At 65.9% G+C, this 26,308-nt stretch carries 31 protein-coding genes; 12 read left to right on the forward strand and 19 right to left on the reverse strand.

Features of this window, described 5'->3' with window-relative positions:
• Positions 1-107: 107 nt before the first annotated feature.
• Both dapB and dapA read right to left on the reverse strand, forming a co-directional pair.
• Positions 108-857 carry a 4-hydroxy-tetrahydrodipicolinate reductase gene (dapB, locus tag KZ498_RS07975; RefSeq protein WP_312618156.1) on the reverse strand — a complete coding sequence of 250 codons (750 nt, stop codon included), beginning with the start codon at positions 855-857 and terminating at the stop codon, positions 108-110.
• Positions 854-1,774, reverse strand: coding sequence for a 4-hydroxy-tetrahydrodipicolinate synthase (gene dapA / locus KZ498_RS07980; RefSeq protein WP_312618157.1), 921 nt, complete (start codon positions 1,772-1,774; stop codon positions 854-856). Before dapA ends, dapB begins: the two co-directional genes overlap by 4 nt.
• A 444-nt stretch (positions 1,775-2,218) precedes the next feature.
• On the opposite strand from dapA, the gene KZ498_RS07985 reads away from it, so the two are divergent.
• Complete coding sequence (locus KZ498_RS07985; RefSeq protein WP_312618158.1) at positions 2,219-2,716, forward strand: NYN domain-containing protein; 498 nt, start codon at positions 2,219-2,221, stop codon at positions 2,714-2,716.
• A 126-nt stretch (positions 2,717-2,842) separates the two neighbouring features.
• Here KZ498_RS07985 and KZ498_RS07990 read toward each other — a convergent pair whose 3' ends face one another.
• The 3 genes from KZ498_RS07990 to KZ498_RS08000 form a co-directional block, all read right to left on the reverse strand.
• Positions 2,843-3,025, reverse strand: coding sequence for a hypothetical protein (locus tag KZ498_RS07990; RefSeq protein ID WP_312618159.1), 183 nt, complete (start codon positions 3,023-3,025; stop codon positions 2,843-2,845).
• A gap of 253 nt (positions 3,026-3,278) precedes the next feature.
• The gene (locus tag KZ498_RS07995) at positions 3,279-3,716 is read right to left on the reverse strand and encodes an ester cyclase (RefSeq protein ID WP_312618160.1); all 438 of its coding nucleotides are present in this window, start codon (positions 3,714-3,716) and stop codon (positions 3,279-3,281) included.
• 203 nt (positions 3,717-3,919) lie between these two features.
• Positions 3,920-4,447 (reverse strand): hypothetical protein, encoded by a 528-nt coding sequence (locus tag KZ498_RS08000; RefSeq protein ID WP_312618161.1) that lies wholly within the window; start codon positions 4,445-4,447, stop codon positions 3,920-3,922.
• A 740-nt stretch (positions 4,448-5,187) separates the two neighbouring features.
• Here KZ498_RS08000 and KZ498_RS08005 point away from each other — a divergent pair.
• Positions 5,188-5,655, forward strand: a complete 468-nt coding sequence (locus KZ498_RS08005) for a PUA domain-containing protein (RefSeq protein WP_312618162.1) — start codon at positions 5,188-5,190, stop codon at positions 5,653-5,655.
• Positions 5,656-5,689: 34 nt separating this feature from the next.
• A complete protein-coding gene (locus tag KZ498_RS08010; RefSeq protein WP_312618163.1) occupies positions 5,690-6,139 on the forward strand; it encodes a hypothetical protein in 450 nt (149 codons plus the stop codon).
• On the opposite strand, the gene KZ498_RS08015 is transcribed toward KZ498_RS08010, so the two are convergent.
• Entirely contained in the window at positions 6,140-7,090 is a 951-nt protein-coding gene (locus KZ498_RS08015) for an AEC family transporter (RefSeq protein ID WP_312618164.1), read from the reverse strand.
• A gap of 134 nt (positions 7,091-7,224) precedes the next feature.
• Here KZ498_RS08015 and KZ498_RS08020 point away from each other — a divergent pair, with 134 nt between their 5' ends.
• The 4 genes from KZ498_RS08020 (at position 7,225) to KZ498_RS08035 (ending at position 9,014) form a co-directional block, all read left to right on the forward strand.
• Positions 7,225-7,623: a nascent polypeptide-associated complex protein gene (locus KZ498_RS08020; protein WP_312618165.1), complete on the forward strand. Its 399-nt coding sequence runs from the start codon at positions 7,225-7,227 to the stop codon at positions 7,621-7,623.
• 1 nt (position 7,624) lies between these two features.
• Complete coding sequence (locus KZ498_RS08025; protein WP_312618166.1) at positions 7,625-8,347, forward strand: methyltransferase domain-containing protein; 723 nt, start codon at positions 7,625-7,627, stop codon at positions 8,345-8,347.
• Between the two features lie 74 nt (positions 8,348-8,421).
• Positions 8,422-8,631, forward strand: a complete 210-nt coding sequence (locus KZ498_RS08030) for a hypothetical protein (protein WP_312618167.1) — start codon at positions 8,422-8,424, stop codon at positions 8,629-8,631.
• Positions 8,632-8,633: 2 nt separating this feature from the next.
• The gene (locus KZ498_RS08035; protein ID WP_312618168.1) at positions 8,634-9,014 is read left to right on the forward strand and encodes a hypothetical protein; all 381 of its coding nucleotides are present in this window, start codon (positions 8,634-8,636) and stop codon (positions 9,012-9,014) included.
• On the opposite strand, the gene KZ498_RS08040 is transcribed toward KZ498_RS08035, so the two are convergent.
• The 3 genes from KZ498_RS08040 to KZ498_RS08050 all read right to left on the reverse strand — a co-directional run bounded on the left by KZ498_RS08040 (position 8,995) and on the right by KZ498_RS08050 (position 11,148).
• Positions 8,995-9,603, reverse strand: coding sequence for a hypothetical protein (locus tag KZ498_RS08040; RefSeq protein ID WP_312618169.1), 609 nt, complete (start codon positions 9,601-9,603; stop codon positions 8,995-8,997). The genes KZ498_RS08035 and KZ498_RS08040 overlap by 20 nt on opposite strands.
• Before the next feature lie 9 nt (positions 9,604-9,612).
• On the reverse strand, positions 9,613-9,939 hold the full coding sequence (locus KZ498_RS08045; RefSeq protein ID WP_312618170.1) for a transcription factor S: 327 nt from the start codon (positions 9,937-9,939) through the stop codon (positions 9,613-9,615).
• A 117-nt stretch (positions 9,940-10,056) separates the two neighbouring features.
• Entirely contained in the window at positions 10,057-11,148 is a 1,092-nt protein-coding gene (locus tag KZ498_RS08050; RefSeq protein ID WP_312618171.1) for a hypothetical protein, read from the reverse strand.
• A gap of 134 nt (positions 11,149-11,282) precedes the next feature.
• Between KZ498_RS08050 and KZ498_RS08055 the strand changes: the two genes are divergently transcribed.
• A complete protein-coding gene (locus tag KZ498_RS08055; protein WP_312618172.1) occupies positions 11,283-11,570 on the forward strand; it encodes a DUF5789 family protein in 288 nt (95 codons plus the stop codon).
• A gap of 136 nt (positions 11,571-11,706) precedes the next feature.
• Positions 11,707-11,907, forward strand: coding sequence for a hypothetical protein (locus tag KZ498_RS08060; RefSeq protein ID WP_312618173.1), 201 nt, complete (start codon positions 11,707-11,709; stop codon positions 11,905-11,907).
• 89 nt (positions 11,908-11,996) lie between these two features.
• Here the strand turns inward: KZ498_RS08060 and KZ498_RS08065 are convergent, their stop codons facing one another.
• From KZ498_RS08065 to KZ498_RS08100, 8 genes are all read right to left on the reverse strand, one after another.
• On the reverse strand, positions 11,997-12,161 hold the full coding sequence (locus KZ498_RS08065; protein ID WP_312618174.1) for a hypothetical protein: 165 nt from the start codon (positions 12,159-12,161) through the stop codon (positions 11,997-11,999).
• Between the two features lie 89 nt (positions 12,162-12,250).
• Positions 12,251-12,415, reverse strand: a complete 165-nt coding sequence (locus KZ498_RS08070) for a hypothetical protein (RefSeq protein ID WP_312618175.1) — start codon at positions 12,413-12,415, stop codon at positions 12,251-12,253.
• Positions 12,416-12,560: 145 nt separating this feature from the next.
• Positions 12,561-13,331 (reverse strand): creatininase family protein, encoded by a 771-nt coding sequence (locus KZ498_RS08075; RefSeq protein WP_312618176.1) that lies wholly within the window; start codon positions 13,329-13,331, stop codon positions 12,561-12,563.
• A gap of 66 nt (positions 13,332-13,397) precedes the next feature.
• On the reverse strand, positions 13,398-15,107 hold the full coding sequence (locus tag KZ498_RS08080) for an alpha-glucosidase (protein WP_312618177.1): 1,710 nt from the start codon (positions 15,105-15,107) through the stop codon (positions 13,398-13,400).
• Positions 15,108-15,127: 20 nt separating this feature from the next.
• Positions 15,128-16,828, reverse strand: coding sequence for an alpha-glucosidase (locus KZ498_RS08085; protein ID WP_312618178.1), 1,701 nt, complete (start codon positions 16,826-16,828; stop codon positions 15,128-15,130).
• Between the two features lie 94 nt (positions 16,829-16,922).
• The gene (locus KZ498_RS08090) at positions 16,923-18,005 is read right to left on the reverse strand and encodes a M24 family metallopeptidase (RefSeq protein WP_312618179.1); all 1,083 of its coding nucleotides are present in this window, start codon (positions 18,003-18,005) and stop codon (positions 16,923-16,925) included.
• Between the two features lie 121 nt (positions 18,006-18,126).
• Complete coding sequence (locus KZ498_RS08095) at positions 18,127-19,092, reverse strand: nucleoside hydrolase (protein WP_312618180.1); 966 nt, start codon at positions 19,090-19,092, stop codon at positions 18,127-18,129.
• 97 nt (positions 19,093-19,189) lie between these two features.
• The gene (locus KZ498_RS08100) at positions 19,190-20,314 is read right to left on the reverse strand and encodes a polymer-forming cytoskeletal protein (protein ID WP_312618181.1); all 1,125 of its coding nucleotides are present in this window, start codon (positions 20,312-20,314) and stop codon (positions 19,190-19,192) included.
• A gap of 208 nt (positions 20,315-20,522) precedes the next feature.
• Here KZ498_RS08100 and KZ498_RS08105 point away from each other — a divergent pair, with 208 nt between their 5' ends.
• Complete coding sequence (locus tag KZ498_RS08105; RefSeq protein WP_312618182.1) at positions 20,523-21,368, forward strand: hypothetical protein; 846 nt, start codon at positions 20,523-20,525, stop codon at positions 21,366-21,368.
• A 21-nt stretch (positions 21,369-21,389) separates the two neighbouring features.
• On the opposite strand, the gene KZ498_RS08110 is transcribed toward KZ498_RS08105, so the two are convergent.
• Positions 21,390-22,850: a trehalose-6-phosphate synthase gene (locus tag KZ498_RS08110; protein ID WP_312618183.1), complete on the reverse strand. Its 1,461-nt coding sequence runs from the start codon at positions 22,848-22,850 to the stop codon at positions 21,390-21,392.
• 327 nt (positions 22,851-23,177) lie between these two features.
• Between KZ498_RS08110 and KZ498_RS08115 the strand changes: the two genes are divergently transcribed.
• On the forward strand, positions 23,178-23,870 hold the full coding sequence (locus KZ498_RS08115; protein WP_312618184.1) for a 6-hydroxymethylpterin diphosphokinase MptE-like protein: 693 nt from the start codon (positions 23,178-23,180) through the stop codon (positions 23,868-23,870).
• Between the two features lie 15 nt (positions 23,871-23,885).
• On the opposite strand, the gene KZ498_RS08120 is transcribed toward KZ498_RS08115, so the two are convergent.
• On the reverse strand, positions 23,886-24,884 hold the full coding sequence (locus KZ498_RS08120; RefSeq protein ID WP_312618185.1) for a TIGR04024 family LLM class F420-dependent oxidoreductase: 999 nt from the start codon (positions 24,882-24,884) through the stop codon (positions 23,886-23,888).
• 737 nt (positions 24,885-25,621) lie between these two features.
• Here KZ498_RS08120 and KZ498_RS08125 point away from each other — a divergent pair.
• Positions 25,622-26,302, forward strand: coding sequence for a haloacid dehalogenase type II (locus tag KZ498_RS08125; protein ID WP_312618186.1), 681 nt, complete (start codon positions 25,622-25,624; stop codon positions 26,300-26,302).
• Positions 26,303-26,308: the final 6 nt, after the last annotated feature.

The following is a 26,308-nucleotide window of genomic DNA, read 5'->3' on the forward strand; positions in this document are numbered from 1 at the left end:
CGGGTTTCGATACGCGCGGCTGCTTTCCGAGCCGTCTAAAACAGCAATCCATGGGCTGCGAGTGGGGCCGTCGAGAAATAGTCCCGCCGTCGCTGTGGCGCGCTCGCTCAGGCGTCCACGACTTCACTGAACTCGTACCACCCGGCGTCGCGACCGACGAGCCACGTCGCCGCGTCGAGTGCGCCGGCGGCGAACACGCCGCGGTCCTCGGCCCGATGGGAGAGCGAGAGTACTTCGTCGTTGCCGGCCAGCACGAGCTCGTGTTCGCCGCGGATGTCGCCGGCCCGACGGGCGAACACGCCTATCTCGTCGTCGTCGCGTGGGGCGTGTCCCTCACGGCCGTACACCGGTTCCACGTCGCGCTCCGCCTGAATGACCTCGAGGATGCTGTTAGCCGTCCCCGACGGGGCGTCGACCTTGCGGTTGTGGTGGGTCTCCATGAGTTCGAGGTCGTACTCGTCGAGCGTCCCGACCGCCTCACTGACGAGTCGCTGGAGGACCTGGATTCCCTGCGAGAAGTTGGTCGCCTTCAACAGCGGAATCGCCTCGCTTGCGTCTCGCAGGCTGGCCAGCCCGCCCTCGTCGAAGCCGGTGGTCCCGACGACCATCGGGACGCCCGCTTCGACACAGGCCTCGGCGACGGTCAGCGCACCTTCGGGGACGGCGAAATCGACCACAACGTCCACGTCGTACTCCCGGAGCGCCTCGGCTGCATCGGCCGGGTTGACGACCGGGACGCCGTCGACCGCGTCCGTCTCGCTGGTCGCGAAGCCGACCACGACCTCGCTGTCGGTGGCGGCCTCGATGACGGCCCCGCCCATCTGGCCGGTGACGCCGTTGACCGCCACCCGCGTCATCGCTCGGCCTCCGCGTACTCGTCTTCGAGGTCTTCGGTTTCGAGGGTCGCCAGCACGTCACGCAGGTGGTCGAGGTGTTCGTCCGAGAGGCGGGTCAGCGGCGAGCGGAGATACGCCGGGCTGTAGCCCCTGATCCGCATGGCCTCCTTGACGGGGATGGGGTTGGTCTCGACGAATATCGCGCGGAACAGCGGGCCGAGTTCGTGGTGGATCTGGCGAGCGCGCTCGAAGTCGTCGGCAAGGGCCGCCCCGACCATCGCGCAGGTGCGCTCCGGTTCGATGTTGGCCGAGACGGAGATACAGCCGGTCCCGCCGACCGACAGCATCGGCAACGTCATACCGTCGTCGCCGGACAGCACCGCGAAGTCCTCGTCTCTGGTGCGCTCGATGATCTCCGAAATCTGGTTCATGTCCCCGCTCGCGGCCTTGTAGGCCCGGATGTTCGGGTGTGCGGCGAGCTCGACCGCCGTGTCGGGCTCGATGTTTTGGCCCGTCCGCGAGGGGACGTTGTACACTATCTGTGGCAGGTCGACGGCATCGGCCAGCGTGGTGTAGTGGTCGATGAACCCCTGCTGTTCGGGCTTGTTGTAGTACGGCGAGATGAGCAGGAGGGCGTCGGCGCCGGCTTCGGCGGAGCGCCGGGACAACTCCAGCGCTTCCTTGGTGTTGTTCGACCCCGAGCCGGCGATGACCGGCACGTCGTCGACGGCGTCGATGACCGCCTCGACGACCTCGATGTGTTCGTCGTGAGAGAGCGTCGCCGACTCGCCGGTTGAGCCGACGGGGACGAGGCCGTCCACGCCGGCGGATTCGAGCCGCTGGGCGTCGTCTCTGAGCGTTTCGAAGTCGATACTGCCGTCCTGGTGGAACGGCGTGCACATCGCCGGGAACACGCCGTGGAAGTCGATAGCTGTCATTGCTGAGTGTGTGGTGTCGCTGTGGGTTAGGTTGTCCGGTCGGAGGCGGTGCGAGTGCCGGCCCGCTGGTGTCTGTCAGATGGTCCGACCCGAGACGGAGTCGCCACGTCCGCCACGAGCCACTAAAACGGCGGTTTGCGTTTCGCGCGGACGACGCACTCACCGGGGTGCCCTGAGGCGGTTCCGGACTGATGGCGTCGTCGCATGGTCGAGTAACCACGTGTGACCGACTTAGCTTTTGTGTTCTCGCTGTCGCCTTCGACACTGTGCCGGAACTCCCATCGAGGGCTGTGTGAAATACGCAGGAAGTAGATTGCCTGTCCTGACCAGTCCGCTCCAGGAACCTGTCACATCCGCCAGCAACTGGTTAGTTGCGGCGTAGTTATCGGCCTATTTCGCGACTGTATCCCGAAAGCATATTCCGGGCGATATCGAAGACCAGATATGACAGTTTCCCATCCGGGACAGCGCGTGGCCGTACTGGCCGACGCGCAAAACCTCTATCACACTGCCCGGAGTCTCTACTCGCGGAACATCGACTACGACGCACTCCTGCAAGAGGCCGTCGACGACCGCGAGCTGACCCGCGCTATCGCCTACGTCATCCGAGCGGATTCGCCCGAGGAGGAGACCTTCTTCGAAGCGCTGGTCGACATCGGCTTCGAGACGCGCATCAAGGATATCAAGACGTTCCAGGACGGGTCGAAGAAGGCCGACTGGGACGTCGGGATGAGCCTCGACGCCGTCTCGCTGGCGAATCACGTCGACACGGTGGTGCTCTGTACCGGCGACGGCGACTTCGCTCGCGTCTGTCGGTACCTCCGTCACGAGGGTTGTCGCGTCGAAGCGATGGGATTCGAGGAGTCGTCCTCCGAAGACCTCAAAGCAGCCGTCGACGGGTTCATCGATATGAGCGACGACTCCGACCGGTTCCTGCTATAGTTGCAAGTGTGCGGGCGGTCTCTGCCCCTGTGCCCACCCGCTGGTCTGACTGCCGTATCCGCTTGACTCCCGGATGTACATCTACGTGCGGTTCGGTTGTCCTCGGAAGAAGGGCCTTCAGAGCGGTTAGACCGGGCGACCGTCCTCTGACGTTCCGACGAGGAGGGAGCCAGCGGCCAGTCCCAGCGCAGCCAGCGCTCCAGCGGCGGCCGGGATACCGATGTCGATTGCCCCTGTACCAAGAATGAGCACGGTGCTGATTGCCAGCAGAACAGCGCCCAGAATCACTTTCCGCGTGTCCGTAGCCATATCATCTGTTACTTGGAAGTCATCCGGTATAAATTTCTCCAAAATCGCCGGCCGAAAGTATGGTACGAGGCACCAATGACCATATTTTCGGCTCTGTTGAAATCCACAGCGTTTGACAGATGTGGCGTGCTGAATATAGAGCATGGCTCTTGCACGACGGGGGCAATACCTTGACAACTGAAAATCCGCTTTCCTGGTGGGGTCCACAAAAAACTGTTACGCGGGCCGGTTCCTCGCGGTGACTCCCGTTTACTCAGGCCGCGGGGCCGTCCATCGCGCCGACCTGCTGAAGGATCCCGAGGGTGTCGGTCTCCACCCACCCCTCGACGATCCGTCCGTCCTCGACGCGGAAGATAGTGATTCCGGTGATCTCGACGTACTCGTCTGTGGCGGGGATGCCCATGAACTCGCCGTCGTGGGTGCCCGAGTAGGTGACCCGGGTGGCGACGAAGTCGTCCTCGCAGAGGCTGAACTCCTCTGTGGCCTCGAAGTCGGAGAAACCGGCGTACACCTGCTCCATCCACTCCTCCAGGGCGTTCGTTCCCTGCAGGTCGCCGCTCACGCCGCCGTACTGGGCGAAGTCCTCGGCGAGTATCTCGTCGACGACGTCGAAGTTACCCTCGCTGATTATCTCAGTGATGGCGCGGCTGACAAGTTGCTTGTTTTGCTCGACCTCTGTGGCTTGACTCATTTGCTGATCTCTCCATGCTCATAGAGGGCGCCCACCAATGTGAACTGGCAGCATTTTCACACCACGATAGTGTGACGAGCAACTGAGTGACTCACGACCATCCAGCCGGGACGTCGTGCTGCATACGCGCGATGTATCATTGCACGCTCGATGCGATATTCCTGGAATCTGTCAAAACCAGCGTGCGAGACATAGAGGATATTTCAGTCACCGGCAGATTCGCTGAGTTCGACTAGACGGGTCACGGTAACACTCTCCTCGCCAGGGGCGGTCGCCTGTTCAGTGTAATCTAGCGAGAAGACGTACTCACCTCGATCAAGTGTGCGAATCAGGGTCGTCTCGGTGACCCCTGTTCGGCTGTATTCTGCGACGAATTGGGCGTCGCGGGCACCGTCCTCATAGGCGTCGTACGCCTCCCGCTCGAACACGAGGCAGTCGACCGCCCTGTCGCCCTCGACGGTGACATCGTAATGAAGGACCTTGCCACTGGCCTGTGGCGAGTTCGTGAGCGCAATAGCCGAGAACTCACCGGGCTGGAGCGTCTGGGTTCCTTCCGCATGGAAGTCCTCGAACGCCCTGCGGGCATCGGTCGGATAGTCGTCCATGTGGTCGGGAACCCCGTCGCTGTCCGTGTCAGGTTCTGATGTCGGCGTTGCGGCGCGGCGAGAACTGAGACAGCCGCTTCCGAACCCTGCGAGAGTTGCTAGGACTGCCCGCCGAGGCAATTGCATATTCGGGCGAAGAAATCACTTCTAATAAGCCTTCTCGTTGATCGGATTCGGTGAGGACCTCCTCTTCAGTCGGGTGCTCGTTTGAGAGTCACCTCTTTTGTAGTAAGTGAAGCCTTTCACACTAATCGGCGGAGAGAGAATGCTGCATTTGCGCTGTGTATTCAGCACAACTGGTGAAACATAGCACCGATTGAGGGTTTCAACAGAGCCTATTTTTTCGGGAGATACTGTCTCCAGTCGGTAGAACGGTATCCTGGGTCCACCTGCATAACTGAAGCAGTACATACATCCCCTCGTAGTGCCCCCCATCAGGTGGGTCACACAGACGACGTGTTGTCGCGTGCCGAGCAATGTCGGTACACCCTCGCGGCTGCCCGTCACAGGACAGGCGCGAACCGGAGACCCACCGCAGTTCCAGGCATCGTGGTCGGAACTCTGACCGCGGATTGGATACAGAGGCACTCGCCCCGCCTACTCGGGCCGGGGCGACCGACGGAGCGGACCAGCGGCATTCCGGGTCCAGGCTCCGTCCCCATAGCGCCGGACCGTTGATTCGGGCCGGACTGGGGGGAGTGGCATTCGACATCGCCACACGTGTTCGGTCGACCGTGGTTCGGGCAGCCACGGTCGGGCACGCGTTTCATTTCTTCGAAGAGTGTTCTCGACACATCGAAGAGTGGTCCCGACAGCGAGACGGACAGACCGAAAGGCGGTTTATGACACGGCATCGAACACGGGCAATGAGTGACGACGAGCTCCGCGGACTCCGGCGTGCGGCCGACTACCAGTTCGGCGGTGGCGGCGGGACGGCGCTGTTCGCAGGCCCTGACGCTCTCGACGTAACACACACCAGTTCCGGCCGGCCGCGGCAGGTCCATACCACGGACGGCCGCGTCGCCACCTACGGCGACGACGGTCGCTTCCGACTGGGACTCGCTGGCGGGAGCCGACTCCTCGATGCCTTCGAAGCGCCGCGACACCGCGTCGTCGTCGGCGACGAGAGCGAGCCGTTCATCCGCGAGGGCCGCAACGCCTTCGCGAAGTTCGTCCAGTCGGCCGACCCGGCGCTTCGACCGGGCGACGAAGCCCTCGTCGTCCACGAGGACGGCTATCTGCTCGCCGTCGGCCGCGCGGAACTGCCCGGCAGCGGCATGGACGACTTCGAGACGGGGATGGCCGTGAAGGTCCGGCAGGGCGCTGAGGACTGAGAAAGCACTTGCCGCTCCCTTCGAGACGAGCGATATGCGCCGTCGAACGCTTCTCACCGCCCTCGCGCTCTCCCCGATTGCGGGCTGTGGCGCTCCCGGTAGTGACCCCTCGGTAGCGGACAAACCATCGACGCCCACCGCCACACCGTCACGAGGCGCGGCAACGCCGACGGTGACACCGCCGCCAGAGGACCCGATCCTGTTCGTCGTCCACAACAGCACGGACGACGAACTGACAGTCTCGCTCACCCTCACGGACGACGGAACGACGGTACTCGATAAGACGGTCCCACTGACGGCCGACGAAGCCGTGGAGTACGACCCTGGCCTTCACACACCCGGGCAGTACACGCTTACCGTCACCGTCGACGGCGGTCCAACGCGGACCCGCGACCTCGCTATCGAACGGTTCGACGTTCGGGCTGGGTCGAACCACTTTATCGAGATCTACACCGACGACATCCGGATATTCGCCGAGGAGTAGTCACAGCATCCACCCGGACTGCAACAGCCAGACCAACACTGTGACCGTCACTGCGCTGACGACGGTCGTCAGGAACACGGTCGCGCTGACGAGTTCGCCCGGCGAGCGCTCCCCGGTCCCGTGACTGAACGCGCCGACGAGGATGATCGTCGTCACGCCGGTCGGTGTCGCCAGCAGGAGCACGACGACCCGTGCGACCGTCTGGTTCTGGAACCCGACCGCGAGCACCGCCGCGAACGCGAGCACCGGGGCCAGGAGGAGTTTCATCGCGCTGGCGGTGCCGACCGACTCGAGACTGCTGTCCCCGTCGACGCTCGACAGCTGGATGCCGAGAATGAGCAACATCACCGGAATCGAGGCGTTCCCGAGCAGTTCCAGCGTCTGCATCAGCGTTGAATCCGCCGGCGGAACCGCGCCGAGCCAGCGGAGCGCGAGCGCGACGACGACGGCGTAGACGAGCGGGACGCCGAACACGCGGCGCATGTCCGCAAGCGGACTGCTAGCGTTTCCCCGGGCAGCGATGTAGATGCCGACGGTGTAGAGCAACACGCCCTGCAGTGCGGTGACGAGGACGGCCGTGCTCCGCCCCGTCGCACCGAAGGCGAAATCCGCCAGCGGAATGCCGTAGTTCCCGGTGTTGGGAAACACGGCGACGAGAACGAACGCGCCGAGCAGGGGTTCCGAGTGGCCGGTCAGCCGGCCGACGGCCTCCGCGACGGCGAGCATCGCCGCGGTGAACAGCAGGACGGCGAGAACGACGCTCAGAATCGTGTCGCCGGCCAGCGCCGACGTGGTCAGGCTGTGGACGACGAGCGCGGGCGCGAGGACGTACACCGTGATGGTGTTGAGCGCGTCGGGGTCGGTGCCTTTCATCCGACCGAGCGCGAAGCCGGCCGCCGCGACGACGACGACCGGGAGGATGGCCGTGGCGAAGATAGACAGCAGTGACACGGCGGGGATGGACGGGCGAGCCTTAGAATTGTTACGAAGGCGCTGGAGCGTGCCGGTTTGGATGGCTGAGAGGCCGAACGATGATTCGAGTCCGGGTCGCTACGCTTTTCTGCCCTGGCCCGCCAGTCACACGTATGTTTGGCGGAGGCGGCGGGATGAACCCGCGCAAGATGAAACAGATGATGGAACAGATGGGCATCGACATGGAGGACATCGATGCGCAGGAAGTGATTATCCGCACGCCCGAGGAGGAACTCGTATTCGACGACGCGGAGGTCCAGCTCATGGAAGCCCAGGGCCAGAAAACGTACCAGGTCGTCGGGGAACCAGAGAGCCGCGAACTCGGTTCCGGCGAGGGCTCAGCCGCGGCCGAGGAGGCTGACGACGCTGACGAGGGCGACAGCGACTCCGGCGTCGACGAGGACGACGTCGAACTCGTCGCCATGCGGGCCGGCGTCGACGAGGACACCGCGCGAGAGGCGCTGGAAGCCAACGACGGCGACCTCGCGGACGCGGTCGACGAACTGGAGTAGCGTGGCGTACCTCTTCGTCCACGAGGACCGCGAGTACCTGCTGGACCCCGGCGAGCGGTTCGAGTCCGACCTCGGCATTCTGGAGGTGCCCGAGGACGTGGCACCGGGTGACGTCGTCGAGACCCATCTGGGCACCGGCTTCACCGTCCGCCGGCTGCGTGGCCCGGACCTGTTCACCCACCTCGAACGCACCGGCGCGCCGATGATGCCCCGCGACGTGGGGCTGGTCGTCGGCAAGACCGGCGTGGCCGCCGCGGACCGCGTCCTCGATGCCGGCACCGGGACCGGCATCCTCAGCGCGTACATGGGCCGCATCGGCGCTGACGTGGTCACCTACGAGCAGGACCCCGAGTTCGCCGAGGTCGCGCGCCAGAACATGGCGATCGCCGGCGTCGCGGACACCGTCGAGGTCCGGACCGGCGACGTCACCGACGACCTCGACGACCTCTCGGGGTTTGACGTGTTGACGCTCGACACCGAGGACGCCCCTGCCGTGGTCGAGCGGACGCCCACGCTGCTTGACCGCGGCGGGTCCCTGGCGGTGTACTCCCCGTTCGTGGAGAACACGCGCGAGGTCGTGGCGACGGCCACCGAGGTCGGCCTCGACGGCATCGAGACGCTGGACACCATCCAGCGGGAGATGGACTTCGACGACCGCGGCTCCCGCCCCTCGACCGGCGGCGTCGGTCACACCGGCTACCTGACGTTCGCGCGGCGGCCCTGACTGCCGCGTCTGTCTGCCAGACCCCTATCGTTGGGGTCGGTTTTAAACATGTAGTAGCACGTACATGGTATCGTATGAGCGAATCAGAAACGCCGACGGAGACGACAACCTGGCCCGACCTCGCTATCGGGCTCTACGACCGCCTGACGGGGCGCAACGCCGAGATAACGTATGATTTTGACGACATGGAGGTCGACGTTCCGAGCAAGGCCGGCGAGGGCGCCGAACACGCACGCTGGCGCGTCGACGGCACGCTCACCATCACGACACGCGATAACGACTGACAGTGGTCACTACGGCGAAGGCGGTCGGTGATCTGTTCGACCTGATCGAGCGAAAGCCGGACCTCCTCGTCGACGCCGACCTGACCGTCGAGCGGGACGGGGTCGCCTTTACCGTCCGCGGGTACGACGACCTCGTCGCCGTCGACCTGCCGGCTTTCGGGGCGGCACTCGACCTCTGGCGTGACCGACCGGTGGGGGGAACGGACGCCGCCGCGGCACTGGCTGCCGCCGGACTGACGGCCGAAATCCGCGTCCGCGGAGCGCCCGTCGCCCGCCTCGGCGCGGACGCCGTTCCGAGTTCGCTCGCACAACGGCTCGGGTTCGGTCCGATAGAGCTGTTCCTCGAAGGCGCGTTGCTGGCGCTTACGCCACGGCGCGGATGAGGGCCAGCAGTTCGGACCGGTAGTCCGACGGCGTCCGCCGGAGCGGTTCGGGCGGGTTCTCGACATCCAGCAGCGTCGCCAGCGACCGGTCGGGATACGCCCCGGCGGCGATGCGGAAGCCGTCGCCGTGCCAGACGCCGACCCAGCCGGTGATCGACAGCGTCGCGCCGACAGCGAGGTCGAGTTCGGCGCTGTAGGTCCGGAGCCGGGCACGGTCGCCGCTGTCGACGCGGACCCGTTCGCTGCGTCCGCGCTCGATCGACTCGAACCCCCTGTCCCTCAGTTCATCGGCGAAGGCCGACTGGGCCTCCGAGCGGACCTTCGGGAGAATCATCGCCGGTCCGATACCCGGCGCAAGCGGCGGCGTAAACGACAGTGCGGTCGCGAAGAAGAACCGCCACTGGTGGTCGAGCCCGATTGCGTTCCGGACGGCCTCGCGCGTCTCTACAGCGTCGTACACCTTCGTTGCCCCCTCGACGCGGGCCGTCGGCAACTTGAAGACGGTCTCGACACTCTCGTCGACGAGCTCCCAGCCGCCGTCGCGTAACTGGCCGGTGGGGACGTCCGGGTACGCGGGGTCAGTGGGCACTGTCTGGCCTCAGTGGTCGTCCTCTCGCCACTTGTGTTCGCACTCGGTGCAGGTGAAAAAGCGCGTCTCCGACTCGTCGGCCGCGCGGATCTGCTTCATCTCGTAGAAGGCTCGCTCGTTGCCACACTCGGGACAGCGGGCACCCGTCGTCGGCCCCATGTCTTCGGCATCGACCTCGGAGGTGTCGACGACCTCCGACTCCTCCTGGCCCTGCGTGGTGACAGCCATCTCCTGTTCGGTCTCGGCGTTTCGAGTCTTCTCGTACCCGCAACTGCCACAGACCCAGCTCTCGTCGTCCGTTTTCATCATCGAACCGCATTCGTCGCAAAACTCCATTGTAGTACCACCGTTTGCCTGCCGACCGTGTTAAACGCCCGGTTTCGCCGGGACAGTTCTGATGGTCCCCGTCGCTGTGCAGCGCGGAACGAGCGGTAGAACAGGGTCCGGAGCGTCTCAGTCGTTGCGGACCCACGCCGAGCAGGCGTCCATATCGTCCATGACCTCGCCGTGGAACGAACAGTACGGCTCGATGTCGCCGTCCTGCATCACGTACTGGAAATGCCGGCAGTTCCCGCAGTAGGTGTCCGGTTCGCCCCGATGGACCGCCGTCTCGGTGATCGCGTCGTGTCCCGTCGTCGCCGTGCCGCCGTCGGTCGACGGCGACGCTTCCGGGCCGGCCTCAGCTATCCTCGGGTCGAGTGCGTTCTCCGAGGGACCGGTCCCGCCCGTCGCGTGCGACCCGGCGTTTCGCTGGCCGGTGTTCGCGCGAGTGCCCCCTCGACGGTCCGACCGTCGCTCCGTCGCCGTAGTGCCCTTCGACCGCCGCTGTGACTGGGCGCTGTCGGACTGTGTCTCAGCCGCCGGCTGCCGACTGCGGCCGTTGGCCGCGCGTGTCTCACCCGAGCCCTGTCCGGTCCCGCCGTCGCTGACAGCGCCCTCGCCGGCCGCACTCGCCCGGTTCGTCTGCGTCTCGACTGCGCCGTCCGGGTCCTGTCCGAAGAAACCGATGCCGCCCAGCCCCGGCAGCGTCCGGGCTTCCTCGACGAGGCGAATCGTCCCCTCCTCTGTAACCTCCATGCGTGCCGTCCCGCCGGGGTCGTTGCGCGTCTTGAACGTCGCGAGCGACGCGAACAGACACCAGAACGTCGTCACGATACCAGCGAAGTACACACAGCCGGTAAGCAGCGCCAGCAGCGGGTCGCTGCTGGTCCAGTTGTAGGGGTACAGCGACTGGAACAGCCCGACGCCGACCGCTGCGACGCCCGTGGCACCGATGGCAGTCAGCCGGATCCGACGGCTGGCCGGCAACACCGCGAACACGCCGAGGATGACTGCCGGTAGCCCGAGCCCGGCGATGATGCCTGCGATGCGTCTGGCCGCGTAGGCGTCCAGCCCGTATCTGCCGCCGACGCCGGTCGTCGCGAGGGCTATCGCCCCGACGAGTCCGGCAGTCCCTGCGAGAAACAGCGCTGTCCCGACGAGTTGCTGGCGACGCGACGCGACGCGCCCGACCTCCCCCTCGTACACGTCGGTGAGACTAGTCATGGGGTATACTACTGCTACATCGGATAAAACTACCCGTCAGACGCCCGCATGACGCGGGCACGCGCGTACGCCGGCAAAAGGACCGCGCGAGCCGTTCCGAAAGCACTAATCAGGCCGACGGGCACAGTTCGGGTATGAGCGACGACGAAAGCGAAGACGCGGAAGAGCCGGCTGTCGAACTCGGTGACGGACCCGACGTTGCCGGTGCGCCACTGGCCCGCGTCTCGGCGCGGCTCACGTGGGGCATCGAACACAGCACTATCGTCGCCCGTGAGGGGGACACGACAATCCGGACGCCGGACGGCCCCCAGAAACTCGCCACAGTCCTTGAGGACGTCGACGTGTCGTACTTCGCCGACCGCCAGGAGTTCGAGGGCGCGGTTCGGGACGCCATCGGGACCGGTCCCGTTCCGACCGAGTGATAACCGAGCCCGGTGTGCCAGCATGGCCCGGCTCGGTTGCAGCGGCTGTAAACTGTGTGAACACATATCGCACACCGCGTGCCAGACGCCGCGTCTGAACCGCAGGATTTGACACCGTCTGTTGTGGAGACAGAGTGTGTTCCGCAGCGGTGGGCTGTCCTGGAAAGAGCGAACCGCGTTCGCCCTCTGGGGACTCGGGGTCATCATCGTCCTCCGGGTTCTGTACGACGTATTCGGCGTAGAAGGTCGAGAGCTAGCTATCGCGGCCGCGGCCTTACTCGCTGGCTCGTTCTTCGGTGTGTTCGTGCCGGTCTGGCGGCGCTTCTCCGAGGAGTGACCACCGAGACGCCCGAGAACGGCGGTCCGGGTTTCCAGACGCAGCGCAGCACGCTATCGTAGCGCCGAGACGCGACTGACTGCCGGTCGCTACCGCATGTTCTCGAGCGCACACACCGTATCGGAGATGAGCCACTCCGTCTCGGAGTCGGCGTGTTCGATACTGAGCGCGTGGAAGGTCTCTCGGCCGTCGTCGACCGTTATCTCGAACGCTCGGCTACGAAGCGACTCGGGATGTGGACGGGGTGGGGACACACATTGCCCTCGTAGAGTGGGACCGATAAACGAGTCGATTCGCCGCGACAGGCCCGTTACCTACCGATTGACCGCCGTCCGGCGATTGGCTACGAGTCGGCTGACTCACTCGCTTCGGCTCTGCCGCGGCGCTTCCCATACAGGTACGCGGCCACGACCAGTGCGAGTGGAACGACGAGGAACAGCCCCATCATGATGAGGACGATGAGCAGTTCGATGCCTCCGGGCATGCCGGGGAACAGAAGGAGGGCCATACGCCGTGTACTCCCTCCTGTCGCAAAAACCCAACTATCAGCGGGTCGATAGTATCGGGTCGCGACGGGGCCGAGCAGTGACCGCTGACAGCCCTGCGTTCCTATCCACTTCGTGGACACCTCGCGCTTTCGCGTGGGGAGGATGTCACACGTGTGGCTTCGGCAGCAGGTCTTCGAACGCCTGGGCGTCGAGCCACTCACAGAGCCTGACGAGCTGTTCGGTCGCGGCGTCGAACATCTCCGCGCCCTTCTCGGCCGTCGCGTCGGTCTGGTCGCCCAGGACGCCGTTGTCGGTGTTGTCGGCGGCGTCGTAGAAGGTCCGCGAGCCGTACTTCTCCGTCTCTGCCGCCTCGACGCTCGCGATTCCGCCGTCGCGCGCGTCTTCGAGCCGGTCGTCGTGAACCAGTTCGGCGCGCAGGTGTTGAATCATGGCCGTCTCCTTCGGGCCGCCGTGGGGGCCGTTCTGCTCGAACAGGTCGTCCACGAGGTCCGGGATGCTCTCGTTCCACATCCACTCGATGGCGTACAGCACTTCGTCGTCCCGGAGTCGCCGGCCGACCTCCCGGAGGTGCTCGACGTTCCCGCCGTGGGCGTTCACGTAGATGACCCGGTCGATGCCGTGGTACGCCAGGTTCCGGGTGAACGACTCGACGTAGTCTCGAAACGCCGGCGCGTCGACCCACATCGTGCCGTGGAACTGCCTGTGATGGGGGCTCACGCCGACGTTGATTGTCGGCGTACAGAGGAAGCCGGTTCGGTCAGCGGCCGCCCGCGCGAACGCTTCTCCGATGAGGTGGTCCGTCCCCTCCGGGAGGTGCGGTCCGTGCTGTTCGGTCGACCCGAGCGGGACGAGCGCCAGCGACTCAGTCTCGAAATACTCGCTGAGGTCCGGCCAGGTCTCGTCGGCGAGATACATATCACGTGGTGGTGACGGGCGCGTCTTCAATCTGTGCCTCGCCCCAGCCCTTACAGAGGCGGGGACTCAGTCGAACAGCTCGTAGATACGGGCCTCGTACGGCGCGAGCGTCACCGTCTTCGGGCTCGTGTCGTCGCGGCCGTAATTGCTCTCAAGCAGCGTGGCATCGGCGTACTCCACCGGGAGCTCGACGGTCTCGGTCACGTCGTCGAAGTGCAGGACGACGAGGACCCGCTCGGTCCCCGAGTCCGTCGACTGCGACCGCGTGAAGGCGAAGACGGTCTCGTGGTCGGGGAGCAGGTCGGTGTAGTCCCCGTACACCAAGACATCGCGGTCGGAGCGCAACTGGATGAGCCGCCGGTAGTAGCTGTAGACGGACCCCTCGTCTATCCGCTGGTTGGCGGCGTTGACCGCTGTGTAGTTCGGATTGACCTTTATCCAGGGGTCGCCGTCGGTGAAGCCGGCGTTTTCCGAGTCGTCCCACTGCATCGGCGTTCGGGCGTTGTCGCGGGTTCGGTAGCCGACGACGTCGTTCACGTCCTCGTAGCCCTCGACGCCGTCACGGTCGAGGAGTTCCTGTGCGTGGTTGATGGCGTCGACGTCGCGGAGGTCGCCCATCGCGTCCCAGTCGGCGTTTGTCATCCCGAGTTCCTGGCCCTGGTAGATGTAGGGCGTGCCACGGAGCGTGAGGATGAACGTCCCGAGCAGCTTCCCGGATTCCCGGCGGTAGTTCTCGGGGTCGCCGTAGCGGGAGACGCTCCGTGGCTGGTCGTGGTTCTCCCAGTACAGGGCGTTCCAGCCGTCCGCCGCCAGCCCGTCCTGCCAGCGGTCGACGATGGTTTTCAGCTCCGGCAGGCTCCAGTCGCCGACCGACCACCGCTCGCCGTCGTCGTAGTCGAGCTTCGTGTGCTGGAAGTGAAACGCCATGTCAAGCGGGCCGTCAGCGCCGGCGTACTCCCGGGCCGACTCGACGGTGAGCTGTGGCATCTCGCCCACGGTCATCACGTCGTAGTTCGACAGCACCTCGTCGTCTAGCGCCGTCAGATACGACGACAGCTCCGGCCCGTCGATGAAGTGCTCGGACCCGACCCACTCGCTGTCCGGGTCGCCGTCGGGCAGTCCCTCGACCTTCGACAGGAGATTGATGACGTCCATCCGGAAGCCGTCGATGCCCCTCTCCAGCCACCACTCGATGGTGTCGAAGACGTCCTGCCGAACGGCGTCGTTGCGCCAGTTCAGGTCCGGCTGGGAGTCGTCGTACAGGTGCAGGTAGTACTCGCCCCGCTCCTCGTCGTACTCCCAGGCGGAGCCACCGAAAAACGACTCCCAGTTGTTCGGTGGCACGGGGTCGCCATCTCCGTCGGTGCCGCCCTCGCGCCAGATGTAGTAGTCCTCGTACTCCGGGTCGCGCTGTCGGGACCGCTGGAACCACTCGTGTCGGTCCGACGTGTGATTGACGACGAGGTCCATCACGAGCCGCATGTCCCGGTCGTGGACCGCCTCGAGCAGCGCTTCCCAGTCGGCCATGGTCCCGAACTCGTCGTAGATGGCCCGGTAATCGCTGATGTCGTAGCCGTTGTCCTTCTGCGGGGAGTCGTACACTGGGTTGAGCCAGATGACATCGACCCCGAGGTCGGCGACGTAGTCCAGGCGCTCGATGACGCCCCGCAGGTCGCCGACACCGTCACCGTCGCTGTCACTGAAACTCCGGGGATATATCTGATAGACGACTGCTTCCTTCCACCACGCGCGGTCCAGTTCGCCGTCGGATAGCATCTGAGCGGAGATCATTGTACTTATGAGAGTTCGTAGAGGCGCGCTTCGTACGGCCGCAGGTCCAGGTCGGTGACGTCGTGGCTGCCGGCTTCGGTCGCCGCGTCCAGTTCGTTCCCGAACAGCAGTGTCGCCTCGGCCTCGACCGGTACCGAGACGCGCGTGGCCGTCGGCGAGACGTTCAACACGACGAGCACGTCGTCGACGTCGACCGCCGGGTCGTCGAGCGTCCGCCGGTAGGCGTACACCGTCTCGTGGTCGGGCAACAGCAGTTCGTACTCGCCGTAGACGAGCACGTCCAGTTCGCTCCGCAGGTCGATGAGGTCGCGGTAGTACGACAGGATTCCGTCCTCGGCCGCTTCGGCCGCGGCGACGTTTACGTCCTCGTAGTTCGGATTGACCTTTATCCAGGGGTCGCCGTCGGTGAAGCCGGCGTTTTCCGAGTCGTCCCACTGCATCGGCGTCCGGGCGTTGTCCCGCGAGCGGAACTCGACGACGTCGCGGGCCTCGGCGTAGTCCTCGATGTCGCCCGACTCCAGGGCGAGTCTGACGCGGTTCGACGCGTCCGCGTCGCGAAGCTCCTCGATGGACTCCCACGGGCAGTTCGTCATCCCGATCTCGTCGCCCTGGAACAGGAACGGGGTTCCCTGGTGTGTGAGCAGGAACGTCGCCAGCAGGGTCGCCGACTCCTCGCGGTACTCTCCGTCGTCGCCGAAGCGGGAGACGATGCGGGGCTGGTCGTGGTTGCCCAGGTAGACGGTGTTCCAGCCGTCGAGGTCGGTCTGCCACTCCGCCATCACCGACTTCAGGTCGGGCAGCGACCAGTCCTCGATGGCCCACCACCCCTCCTGGTCGTCGAGGTGCATGTGTTCGAAGTGAAACACCATGTCGAGCGGCCCGTCGGCGCTGACGTAGTCGCCGGCGGTGTCGACGTCGATGTCGACGCACTCGCCGACCGTCATCGAGTCGTACTCGTCGAACGTCTCGGCGGCCATCTCTTCGAGGAACTCCTGTGTCCGCGGGCCGTTAGCGAAGTGCTCGATGCCGACCCATCCCTCGTCCGGGTCGCCGTCGGGCAGTCCCTCCGGCTTGGAGATCAGGTTGATGACGTCCATCCGGAAACCGTCGATGCCCTTCGCCAGCCACCAGTCGATCATCTCGTAGATGTCCGAGCGGACGTCGGGGTTCTCCCAGTTCAGGTCCGGCTGGCGCTCGTGAAACAGATGGAGGTACTGCGCCCCGACCCGTTCGTCGTAGGTCCAGGCCGACCCGCCGAAGCCGGTGGTCCAGTTGTTCGGGGGGACGGGTTCGCCGTCCTCGTCGGTGTCGCCGTCGCGCCAGATGTAGTAGTCGCGGTAGCCCTCGTCGTCTCGGCGCGAGCGCTCGAACCACTCGTGGTCGTCGGAGGTGTGGTTGACCACCAGGTCCATGACGAGTTTCATGTCCCGGGCGTGTATCTCCTCCAGCAGTTCCTCCCAGTCCTCGAGGGTCCCGTACGCCTCGTGGATGGCGCGGTAGTCGCTGATGTCGTAGCCGTTGTCGACCTGTGGTGACTGGTACACGGGGTTGAGCCAGATGACGTCCACGCCGAGGTCCGCCACGTAGTCCAGTCGCTCGATGATGCCCTGCAAGTCGCCGACGCCGTCGCCGTCACTGTCGTTGAAGCTCTGTGGATAAATCTGGTAGACGACCGCTTCCTTCCACCAGGCGCGCTCTGCGGTCATACACAGGGGTAGCCTGAGCCGTTCCTTAAACCCACGGATTCATACAACACCTGTTGTAAATTCTCTTCGCGAACCGGGCGGAGAGGGTCCGCCGCTACAGGTCAAGCACCGTGTGTCGCGGGAGTTCGAGGTCGTAGCCGACAGCCGAGACCGTCTCGGTCGGCCAGTCACCGGTCCCAGACAGCAACTCGACGTCGTCGGATGAGACGAGATACGTGTCCTCGCTCTTCGCACCGGCGATAGTCGGGTTCCAGGCGTATCCCTGTGGCAACGCGACCTCGGCCCCGTGTCCGGGCGTGGCGATCCACTCGCGGCCGGCAAAGCCCGCAGCGCCGCCCTGGTGGTGATTGCGCCACTCGCCTTCCCAGCCGACCTCGGTGTAGGCGTCTTGGATGGCCTCGAACACGTCGCCCGCTGTGCCGCCATCTCGCCCGGCCGCCTGTGTCGCGGCCAGCGCCGTGGTCTCGACTCGGGTGGCCTTGCGGGTTCGCTCCGCGAGCCACTCCGGCGGGTCGAACGCGACAGCGCGGGTGGCGCTGACGTGCAGGCCGTTCCGCTGGGCGGTCACCGACACGAGCGCGTAGTCGCCCAGTTCCGTGTCGGTCGAGGTGTAGTGCCGGTATGACTGGGCCCGCGCGGCGCTGCCGACGAGCACGACGGGCGTAGCGATGTCCCGGCCCTCGAGTTCCTGCCGGAGTCCCGCGGTCACGTCGAGTTCGGTGTGGGAGGGCTCGGCTTTCCGCGCGACGGTTTCGACTGCCGCCGCGGTGTCCCGCCCGAGTTCGCGGTACTGCTCGACCTGCGCCTCTGTCAGTGGCTGTCGGAGCCCTGTGACGTCGACCGACTCGAAGCCGGGGACGTCGAAATCCGCCGCCGCCGGGGTCGGGCTCGTCTCCGCGACGGCGTCGGCCAGCGAGTCCGCGTGCCAGTCGAAGGTCTCCACGTCGACACCCCTGTCGAGTTCCTCGTCGCGGAGCCGCGGCGCCTCGATGTTGTCGGTGACGACCCGTATCTCGTCGCCGTCGTAGCCCGCGGCGGCGACGCCGATGTCGCCCTCCCGGTCGACGACGTTGTCGCCGCCCCCGGTGAGCCACGCGAAGGAGTTGGGTCGGGCGAACCACACGGCTTCCAGCCCCGCTGTCCGGAGATACTGGTCCAGGCGGTCTGTGAGTGTCATATCCCGACATGAGCCGCACTCGTAGTAAAATCCAAGGAGAGCGCCCGGCAACAGGACTGCCACGACAGCCCGCCGGAAAGCGGCATCGCCGACGCGCGCCGCTCGCTGGTGTCGTGTCCCGCTATGGCTCCGCCGCGATACCGCTGTCGGGGTCCCGGGACCCGAGCAGCGAGTATATGACCGCCTGGAAGGCCTCGCTGTCGACGGACTCCACGACGTGCGTGTTCGGGTCCCCGTCGGTCACGCCGTTGACGTCGACGCTGGTGTACCCGCGGGTGAGTCCCTCGCGGTCGTCGACCGCGACGTGATACGTCGCCACCTCCTCGCGGAGTTCCGGATACGCCAGCAACGCGGCGGTGACGCTGTCCGGGAGTGCCGTCCATCCGGGGTCGTCGGGGCCATCGCTGTTGAACGCCCGGGCCTTCGCTGTCACCGACTCGAAGAACGACGCCAGTTCGGTGTCGAACGCCGATATCGCATCGAACTCGGATGGACCGACCACCGCGTCCCGGAGACACAGGCCCCAGTCGACGAGCGTCACCTCGAAGGCGTCGAAGACGCGACTGGCGGCGTCGGGGTCGACCCACAGATTGAACTCCGCGGCCGGGGTGACGTTCCCCTCACAGTTGACGTTCCCGCCCATCACCCACACCTCGTCGACGAGGTCCGGTAGGTCGGGCTCGCGGGCGTAGGCCAGCGCCAGATTCGTCAGCGGCCCGATACAGAGCAGCGTGATTTCGCCCGGGGCCGCCCGACACCGGTCGACGATTTCCTCGGGGGCGAAGCCGGCCGCCGACGCGACGTCGGTGTCGGGGAACAGGTCCCCGCCGAGGCCGCCCTCGCCGTGGATGTACGTCGCGTGCTCGAACTCCTTGACCAGTGGCTGTCTCGCCCCTTCGTAGACGGGCACGTCGAGGGAACCGGCGAGACCCAGCGTGTATTTCGCGTTCTCGACCTCTCTGTCGAAGGGCACGTTGCCGGCCACGACCGTGACCGCCTCGACGGTCACCCGGTCGCTGAGACAGGAAAGCAGCATCGCCTGCGTGTCGTCGCCGGCGGTGTCCGTGTCGATGATGACGCGTCGCATACCTCCCCATCGCAGGGGGCATACAAATCATGACAGGCTACACCACGACGCAACCGCTACCCGTTCTACCCAACACACAGAATGGGTTCCAGAGTGGCTACTCTGTGGATTCCGCCGCCTCTTCCACGTCGGGACCGTCCCCGGAACCGGTGCTGTCAGTCGCCGTCTCGTCCCCGTCTCCGTCGTCGGCTGCCACATTGTCCGCGGTGGCCGGTTCGTCGTCGGCTGTTCCATCGGTCGCCGACCCACGTTCGTCAGAATCGCTCTGTTCGGTCGCTGGCTCCGTAGTGTCAGTGTCAGCTCCGAGCGATTCGGCCATCTCCGCCATCGCCGCAGCGGACTCGTCCGGGCGGTCAAGCACCGCCTCGGTGTGCATCCGCATCTCCTCGCTGGTCCGAATCGTCCCGTCGACCGTCGCGTTCTCGTGGAGTTCGACGGTCGTCCCCGAGATGTCGCCCCAGATCTTCGCCCCCGGGCCGACGCGGACGGTGCCGCTGCGAGTCGTTACGTCCCCTTTTATTTCCGTGCCCCGGCCGACCACGATATCGTCTTTCGCCCGCAGACTCCCGAAGACGACCGTGTCACGGCCGACTTCGAGGGACTTCGCGCGGATGTTGCCGTGGAGCCGGCAGTCGTCGCCGACCGTCGCCGGCGTCGAGACGCGCCAGGCGTCGTCCGAGACGCTCGCACCGCGTGGAATGAGCACTGGATCGTGTTCGTCGGCACCGTCATCGAGCATCTCCTCGATGACCTCCTCGGCCGCGTCTTCCTCGCCGATGCGGAGGAGTTGCGAGAGGTACACAAAGAGGAAGACGATGGTCGGCATCGGATTGCGGATGACGATCCAGCCGTTCGCCTCGAACCCGTTCTCGATGTCCACGTCGTCGCCGATGTCCAGGTCGCCCGCGACCCGGAGTTCGCCGCCGATATGGACCCGCTCGCCGATGTAGGCGTCCTCGCCGACGAGCACGTTGTCCGCGACGTCACACCACATGTCCAGCCGACAGTCACCTTCGGCTTCGATGTGGCCGCCAAAACGGACCCGCTCGTCGGCGATGACCGTCCGCCCGCGCACGCCGAACTCCACGGTCGACTGGCCGCCGACGATGACATCTCCGTCGGTCACCAGGTCGTGTTCCTCGACGGTGGTCCCGTCGGGAATGTCGAGTTCGGACAGCGGGTCGGAACCGAGAGGCACAGTTCTCATAGCGGTTTGGTTCATATTAAACCCTCATGACGTGCATGACGGGCGTCTGACGCTGGTCGGACGGGGGCGGCACGACCCCAGGCTTCCTGTGCGGTGGCGGTGCAGCCAGAGCGGGCCACAGCGCGCCTCGAGGACACAGTGCGGGCCACACCTTCCGACGGCAGCGAGAACGTGACAGCTGAACGGCCATAACGAACTAGTTCACTGATACAGTGGCTCCGGTATGTCACTCGAACGCCGCCACCTCTCGCTTGCACTCGTGGTGCTACTGACTGCCTCCGCTGGCTGCACCGGCCTGCTCGGCTCCGAGGCGGGATCGGGCGGCTCAGACACAGCAGTAACAACGACACCGGCTGATGCAAACGGCCCCGCACCCGGCACGTCCGGGTTCGACGCGGCGGCCACCGAACGCGGACACTTCGAGACGCTGTCTAACTCGTCGTTTACGACCGCACTGTCGTTCCAGCTCTCGACGGTCCGCGACGGCGAGAACCGGTCGGTGTTCATCAACCGGACCGTCGCGGTCGACCGCGAGAACGACCGGTCGCTGGCGACGGGCGAACTGGTCCAGGCCAGCGGTGACGCGCTGGTGACGACGACCTACACCGCCGACGGGACTACCGCCGAGCGTCGGGTCCTCACCCGCGGTGGGGAAACGATGTCGGACTACCGCTCTGCCACGCCGCCGTACGACGGGCAGGTCCAGCCGGTCAACGAGAGCAGCGTCATCGACCGCTCGCTGCTCCAGTCGCTGGGGGCGGACATCAACTGGACCTACGCCGGTACCGAGACGGTCGACGGTGACAGCGTCTCGCGGTTCGAAGCGACCGGGAGCGACGTCACCGGCTTCGCGGCCGACGACGCCGTCTCGACGAACGTCTCGGCCGACGGGACGACGGACGCTGCCAGTGCGACCGTCCTCGTCGACGAGGACGGCGTCGTCCGGTCGTTCCAGTACCGCGTGACGACCGAACGGGACGGGCGACCGGTGACGGTGACGCTGTCGGTCTCTGTCTCGAAGGTCGACGACACCACCGTCGCGGAGCCGGACTGGCTCTCGGACGCGTAGGCCCGACAACGACGCGGAGAACTACGGCGACTGCCCGGCGCTGAACTGCCTGGCGACCCAGCCTGAACTGTCGAAGGACTCGACGCTGTCCGTGAGACGTGCAAGCCGGTCACTGGCTTCTTTCGGGTCGAGCTCTAGCGCCGCCTCTATGGCGTCCGCAATCGCGGCGATATCGTGTGGGTTGACGGTCAGTGCGCCGTCGAGGTGCGTCGCTGCGCCGGCCAGTTCGCTCAACACGAGCGCGCCGTCGCCGTCGATGCAAGCTACCGGGTACTCGTGGGCGACGAGGTTCATGCCGTCGCGGTGTGGCGTCACCACCGCGACCTCGGCGGCCCGGTACAGTCCGGCGAGCGTCTCGTTGTCGAGGGTAGCCTCTGTGTAGACGATGGGCTGCCAGTCGTCGGTCCCGAAGCGGTCGTTGACCCGCTCGACGGCATCGAGGACGTCCGCCCGGTACCGGCGATAGGCGGCGATCCCCTCCCGGGTTCGGCTCGCCTTCTGGACGTACGTGAACGCTCCGCGGAGGTCCGGCCGCCGGTCCCAGAGGTGTGCCAGCGCCTCGATGCGCTCCGGGATGCCCTTCGAGTAGTCGAGCCGTTCGACGCCGAGCGCGATGGGAATCGACGTGTCCGAGCGGCTGCCGCCCAGCACGGTATCCCGGATGCTGGCAACGCCAGCGTCCCGCGCTCGGTCCCGAACCCCCTCGACGTCGATACCAAGCGGGTTCGCGACGGCGCGTGTCCTGTCACCGCCGCGAGCGACCGTCCCGCTGTCCGTGTCGACAGTCGCCGCGGGGAACGCGCTGTCGACGCAGTGGAGGAACTGCTCGGCGTACGCCGCCGTGTGAAAGCCGATGACGTCACACGCCAGCATCCCATCGAGGAGCGCGTCGCTGTGGGGACAGTGCCCGAACACCGACGGCGCGGGCCAGGGGATGTGCCAGAACTGCAACAGCGTCGCATCCGGCCGTCGGTCCCGGAGCAGTCTGGGCGCGAGCGCCAGGTGGTAGTCCTGGAACCAGACCGGCTGCCCCGCGTCGGCGACCGCATCGACGGCCTCGGCGAACTGCTCGTTGACGGCGCGGTACTGGTCCCAGTAGGCGGGTTCGGCCCATATCCGGCCCGTGTCCTCGTGGCAGAGCGGCCAGAGCACCTGGTTGGCGTAGCCGTAGTAGTAGCCCTCTACCGCCGCTTCGGAGAGGGGAACGCGTTTCAGGTCGTACGCCGGGTCAGAGGGTGGGACCTCGACGACGCCGTCCGTTGCCACGGCCATGTCGGCATCGCCGCTGCCCCAGGCGACCCAGGTGCCGCCCCGTGACTGCATCACCGGGTCGAGTGCGCTCGTCAGCCCACCCGCCGCGGACTGGACCCGTATCTCGCCGTCGTCGCCCCGCTCGTGGCTGTACGGCTCACGGTTCGAGACGACCACCAGCGAGTCCGGAACTGCACCGTCCTGCGCGTTTACTGACAGTTCCGGCACCATTTGGCCCCAATAGGTGCTGGCCGGCCTTGAGACTGTCGTGGACTGGTGACTCGCAGGTCCAGGGTACAGGCCCTCTCGGCCTGTGAGACTGTCATCTATGTCTGACGGTAAGAGAAAACTTATACCGGAGGCCTCGAAAGAAATGGGTGAAAGCCGAAAGGGCACCCGGGTAGGGGTACACGGACGTGCCATTTCGGCTCAACTCGGTTTATCTGGACACGAATCCGACAGCGACAGCTACGTTGCGGGGTTTGAGCGTATTGGAACCGCTGACCGGTGTGGGTGAACAAGACAGAAGCACCTCCGCCGCGTGGTGTCTGACGACAGATGGAGTTTCACACCTGGGAGCCGGTGTACGAGGATATTCTCGGCGACTTCGGCTATCCCCGTGACGGCGACGAGCACGCCTGCGACCGGTTCGTCGAACTGCTCGGCGACGACGGGACGTACGACCCGACCCGGCTCGGACTCGAGGGCGCAACGGTGGCCGTCGCCGGGGCCGGCCCGTCGCTCGAAGCCGAGGCCGACCGAGCGGCCGACGCCGACGTGGTCCTCGCGGCGTCGACGGCTGCCGACCGCCTGCAGACCGAAGGCGTCGCCGTCGACTGCATGGTCACGGACCTGGACAAGAACGCCGACACCGGGCGGGAACTGACTGCGGACGGGACGCCGGTCGTCGTCCACGCCCACGGCGACAACGTCCCGGCACTGGAGACCCACGTTCCGGCCTACGACACCGAGTTCGTCGTGCCGACGACGCAGGCGACGCCCGCCCCGCCGGTCCGCAACTACGGCGGCTTCACCGACGGCGACCGCGCCGCGTTCCTCGCGGACCACTTCGGCGCTGCAACGCTCGTGTTCCCCGGCTGGGACTTCGAGGACCCGTCCGTGACTGCGGAAAAGCGACAGAAGCTCGGCTGGGCCGAACGCCTCCTGCACTGGCTGGAACAGCGCCGCGGCGAGCGCTTCGACGTGCTCGACGGTCGACGCGACGATATCACGCCGGTGGACGGCGACTGACGACGCGGCCCCGATTCAGGGCGCCAGTACGTCGATAGTCGCGTCTATCGTGTCCCGGTCAGCGGCGCGGGGGAACGAGACGTTGATGGCGTCTACCCCATCGATGGCCTCGAACTCTGCCAGGCGCTCGCCACACTCGTCGGGCGTGCCGGCAACAGCAATGCTGTCCAGTAGCTCGTCCCCGATGGCGTCGACGGCAGCCGCTTTGTCGCCCGACGCCCACTGCTCCGCGATTTCGTAGGCGGTGTCCTCGTACCCCTGTCGGGCCAGCGCGTCGCGGTAGAACGTCCCCATGCCGCCGATGTAGAACGCCACGTGCTGGCGGGCCAGTTCGCGGGCCCGGTCCCGGTCGTCCATCGCACAGCACGTCAGCGACAGCGTCACCCGCTGGTCCGCGCGGTCGCGGTCGCCGAGGGCCGCCCCGTGCTCGAAGTCCTCCAGCCGGTCCCGCAGGCCGTCGGCGGTCAGCATCAGCGCGTGCCAGCCGTCGGCGAAGCGGCCGGCGAGTTCGACCGATTTCGGACCGAGGCCGCCGGCGTCCACGGGCGGCGCGGGTTCGGGCGGCTCACAGCGCAGTCGAAAGCCCGACAGCGAGAAGACGTCGCCGTCGTACTCGACGCGCTCCCCCGAGAGGACCAGTTTCATGACCTCGACGGCCTCCCGGGTGTACTTCAGCGGACGCTCGAACTCACGGCCGTGCCAGCCCTCGATGACGATGGGTCCGGACGGGCCGACGCCGGCGCGGAAGCGGCCGTCCGAGACCTCCTGCAGCGTCGCCGCGGTCTGGCCGAGCAGCGCCGGCGACCGTGAGTACACGTTCAGAATCGAGGAGCCCAGCCCGACCGTCGACGTGCGCTCGGCGATGCTCGTCAGCGTCGTCACCGCGTCCCGCCCCCACGTCTCCGGGAGCCAGACCCGGTCGTAGCCGTGGGCTTCGGCCTGCTGGCTCATCTCGACCAGGGTGTCGACCGACGGCTGTGCCGCGACCGGGAGATACACGTCCCGCACCGTCATCTGCTGACTCCCGTCCGTCGAGCAGCGACCGTCAGAGACTGGAACGTATGTGCCTTCGACATGGCTCGCAGTGGGGCCGCACGGGAGATAAAGCCACGTGCGAGGGGTAGCGTCGCCCGTTGTCTGCGGTTTATAGGCTGAGCAGGCGCAATACCACGGCCTTCAGGCCGTGGATACGCGCCGTCAACTTGGGAGAGAATCCACGTTCGACGCCCCTCTTGGGTTTCAGAATACCGGCGTTTAAGTGACAGGCAACCCTGTTAACAGGTAGGAATCGGTCGGAACGGAGCGGATTCCGAACCGTCCTTCGGAGGCGGCCTGTCCGCCCACGTAACGAGGTAGTATCCGAAAGGACAGTCGGTGAACGACACATCCTCGAAGGGTGTGCCAACGTGCCGAGTGCTCAAAGCACGCGATACGATACCCCCGAGTCTGCTGACGCCTGCTGGCGTCCCCGTGGCCAAAACAACACTTGGACGCCAAAACACGGTTGAGGATAGGGGTAACGGCGGTTTGGCACCGCCAGCAGTCCACCAGTCCGATGTTGTGGGACTACCCGCGCCCGAAAGGTCTGGTAGTCCGCTACTTGGACTGCGAACCTGAAACTCCCACCGCTCGGGATTCCTCCGCGTTCACGCGGAGGAGGATGTCAATCGCCGTTCGTACCTGTCGGTCCTGCCGCCTGAATGCCCGACCCGGCGACTGGCTATATGAGGGCGCCGGTTCTACGGGTGCCTATGCCGTTCGACCCGGACCGCGTGACGACGATTACGTTCGACTCGTACAGCACCATCGTCGACGTCGAAGCGGCCCAGAAAGCACTCGCCGACCGGGTGGACGACCCCCGGCCGGTGTCCCGGCTCTGGCGCTCCCGCTCGCTGGCGTACACCTTCCTCGCCAACCAGATCGACGCCTACAAACCGTTCTACGAGATGAACCGCGACGCGCTCCAGTACGCGCTGGACGCCCACGGCGTCGACATCTCCACGGAGGAACGAGACGAGATCCTCGCGGTTTATCACGAACTCGACGTGTTCGACGACGTTCGCGACGGGATGAACAGGCTCTACGACGCCGGCTACGACCTCTATGTCGTCTCGAACGGCAACCCCGAGATGCTCGACTCCATGGTCGAGTTCGCCGGCATCGGCGGCCTGCTCGAAGACACGGTCAGTGCCGACGAGATAGAGACGTTCAAGCCGGCGGCCGAACTGTACCGCCACGCCGCGGCGCGAACGGGGACCGAGATCGAGGCAATCGCCCACGTCACGGCCGGGTACTTCGACGTGTACGGCGCGATGCACGCCGGGATGCAGGGCGTGTGGGTCAACCGCGACGACGGCCCGTGGGACGCCTTCGCCGGTCAGCCGGACCTCACTATCGGGTCGTTCCACGACCTCCACGACGAGTTAGTATAAGCGGGG

This window comes from Haloarcula sp. 1CSR25-25, assembly GCF_032027985.1.
In the GTDB taxonomy this organism is placed as follows: Archaea; Halobacteriota; Halobacteria; order Halobacteriales; family Haloarculaceae; genus Haloarcula.

Bases quoted from the DNA above. Each gene is read 5' to 3' on its own strand.
- dapB (WP_312618156.1), bottom strand. From the start codon at position 857: ATGACGCGGGTGGCGGTCAACGGCGTCACCGGCCAGATGGGCGGGGCC.
- dapA (WP_312618157.1), bottom strand. From the start codon at position 1,774: ATGACAGCTATCGACTTCCACGGCGTGTTCCCGGCGATGTGCACGCCG.
- KZ498_RS07985 (WP_312618158.1), top strand. From the start codon at position 2,219: ATGACAGTTTCCCATCCGGGACAGCGCGTGGCCGTACTGGCCGACGCG.
- KZ498_RS07990 (WP_312618159.1), bottom strand. From the start codon at position 3,025: ATGGCTACGGACACGCGGAAAGTGATTCTGGGCGCTGTTCTGCTGGCA.
- KZ498_RS07995 (WP_312618160.1), bottom strand. From the start codon at position 3,716: ATGAGTCAAGCCACAGAGGTCGAGCAAAACAAGCAACTTGTCAGCCGC.
- KZ498_RS08000 (WP_312618161.1), bottom strand. From the start codon at position 4,447: ATGCAATTGCCTCGGCGGGCAGTCCTAGCAACTCTCGCAGGGTTCGGA.
- KZ498_RS08005 (WP_312618162.1), top strand. From the start codon at position 5,188: ATGAGTGACGACGAGCTCCGCGGACTCCGGCGTGCGGCCGACTACCAG.
- KZ498_RS08010 (WP_312618163.1), top strand. From the start codon at position 5,690: ATGCGCCGTCGAACGCTTCTCACCGCCCTCGCGCTCTCCCCGATTGCG.
- KZ498_RS08020 (WP_312618165.1), top strand. From the start codon at position 7,225: ATGTTTGGCGGAGGCGGCGGGATGAACCCGCGCAAGATGAAACAGATG.
- KZ498_RS08030 (WP_312618167.1), top strand. From the start codon at position 8,422: ATGAGCGAATCAGAAACGCCGACGGAGACGACAACCTGGCCCGACCTC.
- KZ498_RS08045 (WP_312618170.1), bottom strand. From the start codon at position 9,939: ATGGAGTTTTGCGACGAATGCGGTTCGATGATGAAAACGGACGACGAG.
- KZ498_RS08050 (WP_312618171.1), bottom strand. From the start codon at position 11,148: ATGACTAGTCTCACCGACGTGTACGAGGGGGAGGTCGGGCGCGTCGCG.
- KZ498_RS08055 (WP_312618172.1), top strand. From the start codon at position 11,283: ATGAGCGACGACGAAAGCGAAGACGCGGAAGAGCCGGCTGTCGAACTC.
- KZ498_RS08070 (WP_312618175.1), bottom strand. From the start codon at position 12,415: ATGGCCCTCCTTCTGTTCCCCGGCATGCCCGGAGGCATCGAACTGCTC.
- KZ498_RS08075 (WP_312618176.1), bottom strand. From the start codon at position 13,331: ATGTATCTCGCCGACGAGACCTGGCCGGACCTCAGCGAGTATTTCGAG.
- KZ498_RS08080 (WP_312618177.1), bottom strand. From the start codon at position 15,107: ATGCTATCCGACGGCGAACTGGACCGCGCGTGGTGGAAGGAAGCAGTC.
- KZ498_RS08085 (WP_312618178.1), bottom strand. From the start codon at position 16,828: ATGACCGCAGAGCGCGCCTGGTGGAAGGAAGCGGTCGTCTACCAGATT.
- KZ498_RS08090 (WP_312618179.1), bottom strand. From the start codon at position 18,005: ATGACACTCACAGACCGCCTGGACCAGTATCTCCGGACAGCGGGGCTG.
- KZ498_RS08095 (WP_312618180.1), bottom strand. From the start codon at position 19,092: ATGCGACGCGTCATCATCGACACGGACACCGCCGGCGACGACACGCAG.
- KZ498_RS08100 (WP_312618181.1), bottom strand. From the start codon at position 20,314: ATGAACCAAACCGCTATGAGAACTGTGCCTCTCGGTTCCGACCCGCTG.
- KZ498_RS08105 (WP_312618182.1), top strand. From the start codon at position 20,523: ATGTCACTCGAACGCCGCCACCTCTCGCTTGCACTCGTGGTGCTACTG.
- KZ498_RS08110 (WP_312618183.1), bottom strand. From the start codon at position 22,850: ATGGTGCCGGAACTGTCAGTAAACGCGCAGGACGGTGCAGTTCCGGAC.
- KZ498_RS08115 (WP_312618184.1), top strand. From the start codon at position 23,178: ATGGAGTTTCACACCTGGGAGCCGGTGTACGAGGATATTCTCGGCGAC.
- KZ498_RS08120 (WP_312618185.1), bottom strand. From the start codon at position 24,884: ATGACGGTGCGGGACGTGTATCTCCCGGTCGCGGCACAGCCGTCGGTC.
- KZ498_RS08125 (WP_312618186.1), top strand. From the start codon at position 25,622: ATGCCGTTCGACCCGGACCGCGTGACGACGATTACGTTCGACTCGTAC.